The sequence below is a fragment of the Allocatenococcus thiocycli genome, from assembly GCF_921292965.1.
In the GTDB taxonomy this organism is placed as follows: domain Bacteria; phylum Pseudomonadota; class Gammaproteobacteria; order Enterobacterales; family Vibrionaceae; genus Vibrio; species Vibrio natriegens.
The window spans coordinates 143,975-158,132 of the sequence record NZ_CAKLCK010000005.1 but is presented as its reverse complement, the minus strand read 5'-3'; the positions used below and the strand labels follow the sequence as shown (position 1 = coordinate 158,132).

The window sequence follows — 14,158 nt, the reverse complement described above, 5'->3', positions numbered from 1 at the left end:
TTTGACGAACTTTTCTATCTGCCTCAATCGTGCTTTGCACACGAGTCAGCAGCGTTTGTAAGGCGGAAATCTCTTCGTTAGAAAACAGCTTCTGATTTCGCTTATGGGAAGAAATCAACAGGTGAGAGACCGAGCGGCTATGGCCATAAATCGGCATGACCAGTGCCGTATCACTGGAACGCATTTTATTGTAGAGCTTTCTCAATGTACTGCTGTTGGCTGAGGTGTACTTTATCTCTTCAGACAGTTCATCAAGAAGCAGAACCGATTTATCAGAATGCAGATAGTCTTCATAGAACGTCTCAGAGCAGTGGCTGTTGACCAATTGCAGTTTGTCTTTGGGGATATCGAGCAGCACCCCAAGCTTTTCCATCGCATTATCAATGGAGCGCTTAAAATCCTCTTCCAGAGCCAAAATTTGTTGCACCGGAGTTTGCTTTTTAAAATAGACAAAATAGGAGACCAAACGGCTCACTCGACGATAGAGCCAATGCCAGGTAACACCAATCAGTGCACAGATCGGAATGGAAATAAGCCATTGGTTGCCTTCGGTTATTGGCATCAATACCGCCCCTAACGGCAATACAAAAATACCGCACACCAACAACGTGGTGACGGCGATGTAGGCGAGATATTTCGCACTATAGAAGCGAGAGGTGAGTAAGGCGTAGCCAAAAAATAGCATTTCACTGATGGAGAGTGCCGGTGGCAACCATGTCAGTGAAAAGTCGCCAAGAAAATAGGTCATGCCGAGATGGATGGCCGTAGTTGACAGCATGAATACCAGGATTCCTGCGATCATGTAGTTGCTTTTAGCCAGTGTCAGTTTGCTACTGTTGACTCGCATACGAGCAAGGTTGATGAGCGTAAGCGTAATCAGTATCAGGATGGAGTTAAAGAAGTAGGCGGTTTGAGAGCCAAATTCAATCACAAACTCACTGGGTCCCTGTATAGAGACATTCTCTACCGTTAGATCCGGACGTAAATTTATAAAAAGTGAATACCCTGACAGCAGTACAAATATCAGTTGCTGCCATCTTTTTGTATCCCTGTTTTTTTGTTCGGCGAGTAGCTGACAGGAAAAGTAATACGCAAAGGCAAAAGAGAAGAAGGACGCGAGATTAGCCAGTTTCGCCATCAAAACGCCGCCTTCTGAGCCAAAGTTCACCAATAGGTCAGTATGAAAATAGGCATTGCTGCCAATCCAGATAATGATGCAGACAGAGTACGCGATGTAGGGTGCATGATGAGTGCCCAAAACGCGCTCGCTGCGACTTTTCAGGCGATAGCAATAGTACAGCTGCCACAAGAGAACAGCGGCTATGGTGACATATAATGTAATGGCTTTTGGATAGAGCAGACCTGCCAAACCAAAATCAAACATTCTGGTTCACCTGTGGAAGACATCTGTTTTGTGGTTCGCAATACTTGCCACTGAATTCTAAGAAGAAAGTTTGAGATTTCTCATGCCACGCTTTGATGAAAATACGGGCACAGCCTGTGAAGCCACGGCTAGGAAAACATAAGCTTAGTAGCGGGTGGCAGAACGCCGTACGATGAATAATTTCATGTACAACTATTTGATTTTTTTGAATAGACCAATCTGTATTGGAGATCAGGTCTAAAGACAACTTTAGACTCATGAGACAACCTAGCACTGATATTTTTTGTTTTATAGGTGCGTTATATCATGATAAATAATTTATGCTACCAGTTTCTTTTTGTATGGTTACCTAATGCAAAAGTTGGATAAAAAAAGCCGCTCAATTTGAGCGGCTTCTTAAAAGTTGAATTACGGAAAATTAAGCTTCTTGCTTACTCAGCTCAACTTCTTTATTTGCTTGTACTTCTTCTTCTACCAGTGCATCAACAATAACAGCACATGCAGCATCGCCCGTGATGTTCAGAGCAGTACGAATCATATCGAAGATACGGTCAAGAGCGAATAGTAGTGGCAGACCTTCAATTGGAATACCAGCCGCTAGTAGAACCGCAACAACCAAGAATGATGGACCCGGTACACCAGCCTGACCAACTGCACCAAGAGTAGAAGTTACGATGATCGCGATGTAAGCGCCCATGCCTAGGTCGATGTTAAATAGCTGAGCAAAGAAGATTGCTACCAAGCCGTAGTAAATCGCGTTACCAGACATGTTGATCGTTGCGCCAAGAGGCAGAACGAACGAAGCGGTAGAGTTTCTAACGCCCAGGTCTTTTTCACAAGTATCCATCGTTACTGGCAGTGTCGCCATTGAAGATGCTGTTGATAATGCAACTGCTTGTGGTTTCTTCATTGAAGAGATGAATTTCTTCGCAGAGGTCTTAGTGAAGATATGAACCATCGCAGGGTAGACAACGAAGCCAAAAATTAGGATAGCGGCCGTGTACACAACGAACAGTTTGAATACAACCATCAGTGCGCCGAAACCAAACGTACCCACAGCTTCAGCCATCAGGCCGAATACACCGATAGGAGCAATGATCATCACCTTGTTGATCATCCAAACCATCGCGTCAACAATGCAGTTAACACCGTTGATGATAGGATCACGGCGTTCTTTAGTTTGTTGAGAAATCGCAATACCAAAGAACATACAGAAAACTAGGATCTGTAGGATGTTCGCATCATTCAGTGACTGGAAAACGTTGGTTGGGATCATACCAGTGATGGTAGCCCAGAAAGTTGGCAGCTCACCTTTAGAAGCGTATTCAGCTGAGAACATGCCTTCAACGCCAGAAACGTCGATGCCGATGCCCGGTTGGAATACTTCACCCATAAATAGAGCAAGTGCTACTGCAAGAGCAGATGTTAGACCAAAGTAACCTAGTGTTACTAAGCCAACTTTACCTGCAGACTGGCTATTTCCAAGACCAGCAGCACCAGAAATCAAAGCGACAGCAACCAATGGGATTACTAGCATTTTGATTAGGTTGATAAAGATAGCACCAAGTGGCGCGAAGACCGTAGCGTCGTGACCCATTAGAGCACCAGCGGCTGTACCCACGATCATTGCAATGACGACTTGCACGCCAATGTTGTTTAGCAAACTCTTTTCTTTTAACACTTCCATAACCTCTGTGCTAATAAAATGTAAAATCCTAAAATTACACACTGTTCACATATAAATAAACGGAGAATAATTTCGCCCTCGCTTTTTACACTTATCATTCACAATTGGCAATATGCTAAACAGGGTTATTGATGAAATAATCGATATTTTATTGACGAATGCTAACTTTTTGCTCAAAAGCAAACGTTTGCTATTTGTTTATCAAATGCATTACTGGTTGTTACATTAATTTGGTTAATGAGGTTAGCGATTGAGGATGAAATATTTGTTAACAACTTGTTTGCTGTTTTTGGGTTGGGGGTGGGCGTATTTATTGCCTGATATTTATGACAATAATTAGGACGCAAGCTCACACTTTAGTGATTTCACGGTTATAAATGTTAAATATTTTACATTCTTGGGATGTTAAGTCTTGTAAATATAATGTTAACAAGTGGTGGGTTGAAGATGCAATAACCGTAAAAAGCCACTCTATCGTTAACTTTTTGTTGTTGAATCCTTAAGAACAACGTGAATGCCAATAATCTAGAGGTGGAGTCATTATGATGAATCTTGCTGCTGCGCTGCAGCGAAATGCTGCCAGTAAGCCTGATAAGACAGCGTTGATATGCGGTGACTTGGAAATTTCTTATTCTCAATTTGATGCGATCGCTGGCAAAATTGCGACGTCTTTGATCAATAGTGGTGTCAAACCGGGTGACCGAGTCGCGTTGTCGTGTCCTAATCTGCCTTTCTTTGCGTTTATTTATTTCGCCGTTCAGAAAGCGGGCGCCGTTGCCGTACCACTCAACGTGTTGTTGAAAGCGAGAGAAATTAAATATCACCTGGAAGATTCAAACGCTAAGTTTTTCTTCTGTTTTGAAGGTACACCAGAGTTACCAATGGCCAGAGAAGGTGTGAAAGCCTTTAAGGAAGTTGAAACCTGCGAAAACATGATTGTCATGACCCAGTCGCAGGCTGATTTAGAGTGGGGTGGTGTACCAACTCTTAACGCTTTCATTCGTGATGTTGAACCGCTGGCTGATTACGTGCCTCGTAATGCGGATGACACCTGTGTTGTATTGTATACCTCTGGTACGACGGGAATGCCGAAAGGTGCGGAACTAACTCAACAAAACATCGTGATGAACGCGATTGTTGGGCAGAACATCATGGCTGCTCAAGGTGATGATGTACACTTAGTGACCTTACCTCTATTCCACACATTTGGCCAAACCGTGCACTTGAACGCCAGTGTCTTGAGCGGTGCTACTTTGGTTCTTGTTCCTCGATTCGAGCCTTCTCATGTTCTTGAATTGATCGAAAAACATAAAGTGACCATTTTTGCGGGTGTACCAACGATGTACATCGGTATGCTTCATGCGGATGCTGATTATGATATTTCGTCGCTGCGCGTGGCGGCAAGTGGTGGTTCATCGTTACCAACGGAAGTGTTCCGTGCGTTTGAAGAGAAGTTCAACGTGCCAATTCTGGAAGGCTACGGTTTATCTGAAACGAGTCCTATCGCCTGCTTTAACCATTTAGATCAAGAGCGAATTCCTGGTTCGGTTGGTCAACCTATCCAAGGTGTTGAGGTTAAGCTTGTTGACCTAGAGGGTAATCAAGTCCCTGTGGGTGAAGAGGGTGAAATCATCGTACGCGGTCACAATGTGATGAAAGGCTACTTGGGGCGCCCAGAAGTAACAGAGTCAGTACTGAAAAACGGTTGGTTCCACACGGGTGACGTTGGCCGTTTTGATGAAGAAGGTAACTTGTACATAGTGGATCGAATCAAAGATCTGATTATTCGTGGTGGCTTTAACGTTTACCCACGTGAAATTGAAGAAGTGTTCATGACGCACCCTGCTGTTGCGATGGTCGCAGTGATTGGTATTCCCCATCAAGAGTACGGAGAGGAAATCAAAGCTTACGTAGTGCTTAAGCCTGATCAGGATCTTGAAGCGGCTGACCTTCAGGCTTGGGGACGTGAACACTTAGCGGCATTTAAATACCCTCGCTTTGTCGAGATTCGAGACCAGCTTCCGATGAGTGCAACGGGTAAGATTTTGAAACGTGAATTGAAATCCGAACTTAAAGTCGCTTAGACAAATGATGAAATGCAAAGCCAGCTAATGATTAGCTGGCTTTTTTATTTTCTGATACAGGGGATGATGCAGCGGTATGGGTTATTCAAGTTGTTTGAGATATTCTTCCATCTCCAGAGGATTGGGAATTGTGATGCTCCCGTAGCTCAGAGAGAGTATTCCCTCGCTTTCCATTTTTTTTAAGACTTTGTGTACGCTTTGTCTTGTTAGCCCCATCATATTCGCGATGTGTTCTCTAGTTACACGAACCATACATGGCTCTGCACTGATTGCCCGATTGGTTTGATAAGTCGCGAGTAAAAGTAACCGGCGACCAATACGCTCTTCAATACCTCGTATTGCATCGTCTTCTATAACGGATATTGCCGACCACAGCCTTCGACTCATCAGATCCAGAATGACTGGATAACTTTGCGGGTACTTAGCCAGCAACTGACGGAACTTATCACCCTGTAGCTCCAGGAGTGTCACGTCTGAATGAGCCGTTGCTCCGAATATGCGCGGCATGCCGGGTGAGAAAACATTGTCTCCGAACCAGCCGCCCGCATCGAAAATCATTAACGTGACTTCTTTGCCTTTTGTACTTATCGAGTTGACTCTTACTGCTCCTTTCGCAATCACCATCAGAGATGAATGCTTGTCTCCTTTGTTACAGATAAGCGCTTTTTCGTCAAAATGCCGGGTTCTTGCGATTTGTACCGCGTCATTGATGCCCTCTTCAGGTAATCCAGATAGTACGGGGCATTGAAGCAACAACTTTTTTAACTCTTCCATGTCGGTACCTTAATGCAGCACTGTTAACTGAGCTATTTTAACATTTTATAATTCGATGCACTCAGGGCGCTTGTCTCGGGAGAGGGTAATAATCTGAATTTGTGATGGGTCTCTATTTGAGTGTGCATCATTCGTTTAGGAAGTGGTTGGTTTGAGAAACGGTTGATATGAAAAGTAAGTGGCTTAAATAGAGAATCGAGTCGTTTATCCGCCAAACATAAAAACGCCCGCTTATAGTTATCAGCGGGCGTTTATTTACATCAAGAAGAGGGCTTATTTTTGAGTGGCAGACTTCATTGCCGAAACAAACTCACCAAGCTTGTCCAGCATAATCTGTGGCTGCTCTGCGTGCGTCTCAATGATTTTAACCACGGCTGAACCAGAGATGGCGCCAGCGGCACCAGCCTCTATTGCTTGTTTCACTTGTTCTGGCTCAGAGATACCGAAGCCAAGTAACGCTGGTGGAGCATCGAATTGGTTTAGTCTTTCTAACAACTGTCCAACAGGCATATTTGCCTTCGTTTCTGTCCCTGTTACACCGGCTCGAGAAAGTAGGTAGGTATAACCGCCACTTAGCTCTGCCACTTGCTCCAGGGTTTCATCGCTGGCCGTTGGTGGCGCAATAAAGATCGGATGAATGCCGAACTTCTCAGCGGCTGCGACGAACTCTGCGCTTTCATTGGTTGGTACGTCGGCAATCAGAACAGAGTCGATACCGGCTTTGGCACAGTGTTCGTAAAAGTTTTCAATACCGCGAGAGTAAACCAAGTTCGCATACATCAATAGCCCGATTGGTAGATCTGGGTATTGGGCGCGAATCTTGCCGATTTGCTCAAAGCAGATACTTGGTGTTGCGCCAGACTCCAGTGCACGTTTATTTGCTCCCTGAATTGTCGGGCCATCTGCTAGTGGGTCAGAAAACGGAATGCCCAGCTCAAGTGCGTCAGCACCCGATTCAACAAGGGTTTCCATAATTTTGTATGATTGTTCTGCATTGGGATCACCTACCGTTACGAACGGTACAAACGCGCCTTGGTTCTTTTCATTCAGGCGAGCAAACATCTTCTCATAACGACTCATTAGATCACTCCTTTTTCTTCTAGGATGGCGTTTACGGTGAAGATGTCTTTGTCACCACGACCGGATAAGTTGACGACTAAAAGCTGCTCTTTTTCTGGATTTTCGCGAGCCATACGCAACGCGTGTGCAAGTGCGTGAGACGATTCGAGTGCCGCAATGATACCTTCACTACGCGCAATTTCCTGGAAAGCATCCAAGGCTTCATCATCGGTTACATTGGCGTATTCCGCGCGGCCAATGGAATTCAAGTAAGCGTGCTGAGGCCCAACAGATGGAAAATCAAGACCAGCAGAAACGGAGTAGGACTCTTCGATCTGTCCGTTTTCATCTTGCATGATTGGCGCTTTCATACCGAAATAAATGCCTGTCTTACCGTGTTTCAGCGGCGCTCCGTGTTGGTCGGTATCGATACCTTTACCTGCAGGTTCGACGCCAATAAGGCGAACACTTTCTTCTTCGATGAAATCAGCAAACATACCAATGGCGTTAGAACCACCGCCAACACAAGCGATAACTGCATCTGGAAGACGTCCTTCACGGGCCAGAATCTGGTTCTTGGTTTCTTCACCAATCATACGCTGGAACTCGCGAACGATAGTTGGGAACGGGTGAGGGCCCGCTGCCGTACCTAGTAGGTAGTGCGCGTCTTCGTACGTTGCTGACCAGTCACGCAGTGCTTCATTACACGCATCTTTAAGTGTTGCCGAACCAGAATGTACCGGAATGACTTCAGCGCCCATGAGTTTCATGCGGAACACGTTCGGGCTTTGACGCTCAACGTCTTTCGCACCCATATAAACGCGACATTTCAGACCAAGTAGCGCACATGCTAGTGCTGTTGCGACACCGTGTTGACCCGCACCGGTTTCAGCGATGATTTCTGTTTTGCCCATGCGCTTAGCCAGTAGAGCCTGACCTAGCACCTGGTTAGTTTTGTGTGCGCCGCCGTGAAGTAAGTCTTCACGCTTTAGGTACAGTTTGGTTTTTGTACCTTTAGTTAAGTTGCGAGTAAGCGTCAGCGCCGTAGGACGACCTGCATATTCCTGAAGAAGTGTCATGAATTCGCTACGGAACTCTGGATCTTCCTGTGCGTCAATAAACGCTTGCTCAAGTTGCTCCAATGCAGGAACGAGGATTTGCGGAACGTACTGACCGCCATATTCGCCAAAGTAGGCATTCAGTTTTGCCATCGTGATAGTCCTTCTCGTAATTTTTTTGCTACGAATAATTTTAGTAGTTGCGAATTGCGTTAAACGCGGCCTGCAACTTCTGTGCATCTTTTTTACCTGGCGCACTTTCTACGCCAGAGTTTAAATCTAATCCCAAGCAACCTAATGACGCCGCTTGTTGAGCATTCTCAGGCGACAGTCCACCTGCTAACATGATTTGACTTGGGTCGCCGATAAGAGACCAGTCGAAAACTTGTCCGGTACCACCAGATTGATTCCCGACCTGCGCATCCAATAAATGGCGATCAACGTTTTCAGCAAGCAAAGTTGGCGCGCTCTCTTTGACGCCATACGCTTTCCAAATTTCAACGCCAGCAGGAAGTTCAGCTTTTAACTGGTTGACGTAGGTTTGATCTTCAGCGCCGTGCAGCTGAACCGCTTTTAAACCAAGCGATGTCACAATTGCGGCTACAAAATCAATCTCATGATTTTGGAACACACCTACGTATTGAAGTGGCGCACCACTCATGGTGAGTCGAGCCGTTTCTAAATCCACCGCTCGTTTAGACTGTTCAACAAAAATCAGTCCGCCAAATACCGCTCCCGCTTTATAAGCTTTTGCTGCATCGTCAGGGTGGGTCAAACCACAAACCTTATTTTCACCCAATGTGACTTTACGAACTGCGAGCTCCAGATTGTCTTCGGACATAAGCGAACTGCCAATCAGGAACCCGTCTGCGTAAGCCACTAAATCTCGAACCTGTTGGTGTGTGTAAATGCCTGACTCTGAAATTACGGTTGCCTTTGGCGCGAGCTTTCGAATCAATGGTGCTAACTCTTTGGTTCGGTTAAGGTCAGTACTTAAGTCGCGCAGGTTACGGTTGTTGATACCGATAACACGCGCACCCAAATCAACCGCACGATGCAGCTCTTCTTCGTTGCTGACTTCTGTCAGAATACCCATGTTCAGGCTGTGAGCGACTTCAGCTAATGCTTTGTATTCTTCATCGTTAAGTACAGACAGCATCAATAAGATGGCGTCAGCCCCGTAGTGACGCGCTAGGTAAACTTGGTAAGCGTCTACCATGAAATCTTTACAAAGTACGGGCTGAGTGACCTGACTGCGGACTTGTGGAATAAAGTCGAAGTTGCCCTGAAAGTACTTCTCGTCGGTTAAGACAGAAATAGCATCTGCATGATTGTTGTAAACTGATGCGATGTAATCCAGGTCAAAGTCGTCTCTGATGAGCCCTTTCGAAGGTGAGGCTTTTTTACACTCAGTAATAAAGACCGTCTTATCGCCGCTGAGCGCATCGTAGAAGCTACGATCTGAAAGTTCTAAATCGGATTGAAATGTACTCAAATGCTGAGAAGCTTTACGCTCTGCGACCCACTGATATTTGTCGCGAACGATCTTAGCGAGAACTTCCGCCATTTCCGCTTCTTTTTTTGACACGTGCTCAGAAAGGTTATCAGCTTTTTGAGTGTTGAAATCCGTCATCTTGATTATTTCCTTAAGCGTGTGCGGCAAGTTGCTGAACTAACTGATAAGCCTTGCCTGAATTCATTGCCTCAATGGCTTGCTGCGCATTGGCTTTTAAATCTTCGTGACCGAACAGACGCATGAGCAATGCAACGTTCGCCGCGACAGCACCGAGCTGAGCGTCGGTTCCTTTTCCTGTGAGAATATTGGTGATGATTGCTTTATTCTCTTCTGGAGCGCCACCTTTAATCGCTTCTAGCGGGTGAGTTTCTAAACCGAAGTCTTCCGGAGTCAGAGTGTATTCAACAATTTGACCGTCTTTGATCTCTGCCACCGTGGTTGGTCCATGAATGGCCACTTCATCGAGCCCACTACCATGCACGACTGCGGCGCGCTTCATACCCATTTGTAGCATGGTTTCTGCAATAGGACGAACTAGTTCTTCGCTGTAAACGCCCATTAATTCAATGTTAGGGTGAGCAGGGTTAATCAGTGGACCAAGAATATTGAAGATAGTGCGTGTTTTCATCGTTTGGCGCACTGGCATCGCATGGCGCACGCCACCGTGGTATTGGGGGGCAAACAGAAACGCAACGCCAATTTCGTCCATGGCTTTACGCGTGTCTTCTGGGCTCATGGCAAGGTTGATGCCAAAAGAGTCCAGTAGATCAGATGAGCCAGACTTACTGGATACACTGCGGTTGCCGTGTTTGGCGACTTTCAAGCCGCAAGCCGCAGCGACAAATGCTGCCGTGGTGGAAATGTTGATGGTATCGTGACCATCGCCACCAGTACCGACAATATCGGCAAAGTCATACTCAGGACTCGGGAACGGTTTTGCGTTGGCGAGCAGGGCTTTTGCTGCGCCGGAAATCTCGTCTGGAGTTTCGCCTTTAATCTTGAGTGCGGTTAGCGCTGATGCCATCAAAATTGGGTCGAGTTCACCACGAATAATGGTGTCGAACAGTTGCTGACTTTCTTCTTGAGTCAAAGCCTGTTGGTCATAAAGTTTGTTGATAATCGCTTCCATAATTCCTCTCCCTATTTCTTTATGCGTTGTTTTTCTCAAGCGCCCATTCGATAGCATTGGCTAATAGGGTTGCTCCATACGTGGTCATGATTGATTCCGGGTGGAACTGGAATCCGCAAACTTTATCTTGCTCGTGTACTACTGACATGGTTAATCCATCCACTTCAGCGGTAATGGTCAACGTTTCTGGAACAGAGGTTGCGACCAATGAGTGATAACGGGCAATGGCCAGTGGTGATGGCAAATTGGCGTAAGTGGCGTGATTGTCATGTTCCATCATCGACACTTTGCCGTGAATGATCTCACCTGCGCCCGCAACCGTGCCGCCATAGGCTTCAACGATGGCTTGATGGCCAAGACAGATGCCTATCATTGGCACTTTGCCTTTCATGCGTTGAATTAAGTCTGGCATTGAGCCCGCTTCAGAAGGAGCGCCCGGACCTGGAGAGAGTAGAACAACTGGGTTTTCTAGCTCATTGACCGCGTGTTCTATGGTCTCGGCAGCAATGTTATTACGGTAAATGGTGACGGAATGACCAAGCGAACGAAATTGATCAACCAAGTTATAGGTAAAAGAGTCAAAGTTATCGATAAATACTATGTTAGCCATACTCTGCTACTCCTTATGGGCTGCTTGAATAGCAGAAATAACGGCTTGTGCCTTACCGCGGGTTTCGTCCGCTTCCGCTTGTGGATCTGAATCGAAAACTACCCCTGCGCCTGCTTGTACTTGGGCAATGCCGTTTTCAACATAGGCAGAGCGAATCACGATACAAGTATCTAGCGTGCCTTCTCCGGTTAGGTAACCAACTGCACCGCCATAGCTTCCGCGACGAACACCTTCCACGTCACGAATTAACTGCATAGCACGAATTTTTGGCGCGCCTGTCAGTGTGCCCATATTCATGCTTGCCTGATAAGCATGCAGGGCGTCTAAATCTTCGCGTAATTGACCGACGACGCGTGAAACTAAATGCATCACATGGCTGTAACGGTCTACCTTGAGTAAGTCAGCTACATAGCGAGTACCTGCCTCAGAGATACGTGCGACGTCGTTACGTGCCAGATCAACTAGCATCATGTGCTCTGCGTTTTCTTTCATGTCGGTACGCAGTTCAAGTTCGATACGGCTGTCGAGATCGAAATCGATTTCTCCATTCGGGCGCTTACCACGGCGGCGAGTGCCTGCGATTGGGTATATCTCAACCTGATTGGTGTCGGTTTCGTACTTCAAAGCACTTTCTGGAGAAGCGCCAAATAGAGTGAATAACTCATCTTGCATGTAGAACATGTATGGGCTCGGGTTACTCTTCTTCAGCTCTTTGTATGCCGCTAGTGGGGAAGGGCAAGGAAGCGTGAAACGGCGTGAAGGAACAACCTGGAAAATATCCCCTTTCACTACGTACTCTTTTAAATCACTGACAATCTGGCAGAAGTCTTCATCTGAGATGCTTGGTTGAGCTGTCACATCAGTAAGTTTAGCCGCACTAGGTAAATGCTTAGGCGCGCTACACTGTGCGCCGATCTCTGCAATGCGAGCTTCTAAGGTCGTTTGTTGCGAGTTATCGACAAATAGCGTTGCTTGCAAATGGCAAGACTCAGTTTGATGGTCAACGACGAGTAGTGTCTCGGCAACGTAAAAAACGTAATCTGGGCATTGATTGGTCGCATCTGCATGACCCAAAGGTTCGAAACTTGCCACTAAGTCGTAAGCGAATAAACCACCGAGGAAAATCGCGTGCTTATCTTTATCTTCTAGATCAAAACTGTGTTGAACTAAGCGCAGTGCATCGAATGAAGAAGCTTCACGTAAGCGAGAGTCTTCATCCAGAGTGTCGCATGGCTGGGAAAATTCAAGTGTGAAAGTCTCACCATCAAATTGAGAAGTAACGTTACTACGTACGTTCTTATTGAGGTGAGTAAGCAAGTTTTTACCATTGTCCGTTAATGCCTGCATGGTGACGGTATGGTCAAAACAAACGATGCGAACCGCAGAGTCAACGATCAAAAGTGACTTCAGGTCCTGTTTCGAATCAATTTCCGCAGATTCCAGAAGTAAGCTATCCGTCTTATTTTCACACAGGGTGTGAAACAAGCGGGTTGGGTCTTGAGTGTAAGGAACAGAAGCCGTTAGCACTTCCAGTTGTCCAAGATTCTTGATTTCAATGGCCTTGTTCACAAGACCTCCTTATAGCTATTTTAATCTTCCTGCTGAACATAGTGGCATAAACTAGGCGCAGTCCCAATTAAGAGTTTACGAGATCCGGTCAATGTTTAAGCAGTTAAACGTAAAAAGGGCGAAAAAATAAAAAGCCCGCTTTGGCAGCGGGCTTTTTAACGTTTGAATTTCTAAACTAGAAGTACACGTTTGCCCACCAAGAACTTGTCCAAGTGCGCCACCAAGCAACGTCTGCCGAGCTTGTCTTATTTAGACAAACTGCAACTTTCGCTTTTTGGTTTTGCTTCAATTCTTGTAACATAGTGAGCCTTGAATAATGTGTTCTGTATTTGTGTACTAGTTAACTAGTGCGGAGATAAAAAGTCAACCCCAAAACAGCATTAAAACGATAAAAAATATGAGAATTGATTTACATAGCCATACCACAGCCTCTGATGGCCGACTTGAACCGAAAGATTTAGTGGATAGGGCACTGAGTTTTGATATCGAAGTTTTGGCGATTACAGACCATGATACCGTTGACGGTTTAGTACCAGCGAAACAGTATGTAGAAGAGAATCAGTTGCCGATCAAAATTATTAACGGCATCGAAATCTCAACTGTTTGGCAAAATAAAGATATCCATATCGTGGGTTTGAATATTGACCCCGATAATCCAGCATTGAAGACGCTTATTGAACAACAAAAGCAGCATCGAATCACTCGTTCAGAGTTGATCGCATCGCGTCTGCAAAAAGCAACCCGTGAAGGCGTTCTGGAAGAGGTACAGCAGATTGCTGGTGACGCGCCAATTACACGTGCCCATTTCGCGAAATGGTTGGTGGACAATGGCTTCGCTAAAAACATGCAAATGGTGTTCAAAAAGTTCCTAACGCGTAACAACCCTGGTTATGTGCCACCGAATTGGTGTTCGATGAAAGATGCGATAGATGCCATTCACGCTGCTGGTGGCCACGCAGTGTTAGCTCATCCGGGTAGATATCAGTTGACAGCAAAGTGGATTAAGCGTCTTCTTGCGGCATTCTCGGAAGCAAATGGTGACGCGATGGAAGTCGCTCAGCCACAACAAGCACAACAAGAAAGACGCAATCTGGCGGATTATGCTATACAATACAAACTATTAGCGTCCCAAGGCAGCGACTTTCACTATCCGTCTCCTTGGATGGAGTTGGGTCGAAACCTCTGGTTGCCGTCAGGCGTAGAACCAGTTTGGAAAGATTGGGGCATTGACCCTTCGTTGGATCGCAACGAAGTCCACGCTCCATAAGGATATAGAGCCGAGAGGCTC

General features: G+C 45.9%; 11 protein-coding genes, 1 pseudogene and 1 other annotated feature. Of the genes and pseudogenes, 2 read left to right on the top strand and 10 right to left on the bottom strand.

Annotated elements, in window-relative coordinates; genetic code table 11:
- Positions 1 to 1,384 (bottom strand): annotated as a pseudogene (locus L9Q40_RS03620) (hybrid sensor histidine kinase/response regulator); the annotation flags it as partial.
- A gap of 418 nt (positions 1,385 to 1,802) precedes the next feature.
- A complete protein-coding gene (locus tag L9Q40_RS03615) occupies positions 1,803 to 3,071 on the bottom strand; it encodes a dicarboxylate/amino acid:cation symporter (RefSeq protein WP_014232414.1) in 1,269 nt (422 codons plus the stop codon).
- Positions 3,072 to 3,613: 542 nt separating this feature from the next.
- On the opposite strand from L9Q40_RS03615, the gene L9Q40_RS03610 reads away from it, so the two are divergent.
- Entirely contained in the window at positions 3,614 to 5,155 is a 1,542-nt protein-coding gene (locus tag L9Q40_RS03610; RefSeq protein ID WP_498792060.1) for a long-chain-fatty-acid--CoA ligase, read from the top strand.
- An 81-nt stretch (positions 5,156 to 5,236) separates the two neighbouring features.
- Here L9Q40_RS03610 and L9Q40_RS03605 read toward each other — a convergent pair whose 3' ends face one another.
- From L9Q40_RS03605 to trpL2, 8 genes are all read right to left on the bottom strand, one after another.
- Positions 5,237 to 5,929, bottom strand: coding sequence for a Crp/Fnr family transcriptional regulator (locus L9Q40_RS03605; RefSeq protein ID WP_014232412.1), 693 nt, complete (start codon positions 5,927 to 5,929; stop codon positions 5,237 to 5,239).
- A gap of 273 nt (positions 5,930 to 6,202) precedes the next feature.
- Positions 6,203 to 7,009 carry a tryptophan synthase subunit alpha gene (gene trpA, locus L9Q40_RS03600; RefSeq protein WP_422831511.1) on the bottom strand — a complete coding sequence of 269 codons (807 nt, stop codon included), beginning with the start codon at positions 7,007 to 7,009 and terminating at the stop codon, positions 6,203 to 6,205.
- The gene (gene trpB, locus L9Q40_RS03595) at positions 7,009 to 8,199 is read right to left on the bottom strand and encodes a tryptophan synthase subunit beta (protein WP_020335573.1); all 1,191 of its coding nucleotides are present in this window, start codon (positions 8,197 to 8,199) and stop codon (positions 7,009 to 7,011) included. The genes trpA and trpB overlap by 1 nt, the downstream gene beginning before the upstream one ends.
- Before the next feature lie 40 nt (positions 8,200 to 8,239).
- On the bottom strand, positions 8,240 to 9,679 hold the full coding sequence (gene trpCF, locus L9Q40_RS03590) for a bifunctional indole-3-glycerol-phosphate synthase TrpC/phosphoribosylanthranilate isomerase TrpF (protein ID WP_498792057.1): 1,440 nt from the start codon (positions 9,677 to 9,679) through the stop codon (positions 8,240 to 8,242).
- 13 nt (positions 9,680 to 9,692) lie between these two features.
- Positions 9,693 to 10,691 carry an anthranilate phosphoribosyltransferase gene (trpD, locus tag L9Q40_RS03585; protein WP_498792055.1) on the bottom strand — a complete coding sequence of 333 codons (999 nt, stop codon included), beginning with the start codon at positions 10,689 to 10,691 and terminating at the stop codon, positions 9,693 to 9,695.
- A gap of 19 nt (positions 10,692 to 10,710) precedes the next feature.
- On the bottom strand, positions 10,711 to 11,301 hold the full coding sequence (locus L9Q40_RS03580; protein ID WP_014232407.1) for an aminodeoxychorismate/anthranilate synthase component II: 591 nt from the start codon (positions 11,299 to 11,301) through the stop codon (positions 10,711 to 10,713).
- Positions 11,302 to 11,307: 6 nt separating this feature from the next.
- Positions 11,308 to 12,870 carry an anthranilate synthase component 1 gene (locus tag L9Q40_RS03575; RefSeq protein WP_498792052.1) on the bottom strand — a complete coding sequence of 521 codons (1,563 nt, stop codon included), beginning with the start codon at positions 12,868 to 12,870 and terminating at the stop codon, positions 11,308 to 11,310.
- 125 nt (positions 12,871 to 12,995) lie between these two features.
- Positions 12,996 to 13,099, bottom strand: a sequence feature (Trp leader region).
- Positions 13,046 to 13,171 carry a tryptophan operon leader peptide gene (gene trpL2 / locus L9Q40_RS03570; protein ID WP_014232405.1) on the bottom strand — a complete coding sequence of 42 codons (126 nt, stop codon included), beginning with the start codon at positions 13,169 to 13,171 and terminating at the stop codon, positions 13,046 to 13,048. Its footprint overlaps the feature before it by 54 nt.
- A gap of 96 nt (positions 13,172 to 13,267) precedes the next feature.
- Between trpL2 and rnm the strand changes: the two genes are divergently transcribed.
- A complete protein-coding gene (gene rnm, locus L9Q40_RS03565) occupies positions 13,268 to 14,137 on the top strand; it encodes an RNase RNM (RefSeq protein WP_329351364.1) in 870 nt (289 codons plus the stop codon).
- Positions 14,138 to 14,158 lie beyond the last annotated feature (21 nt).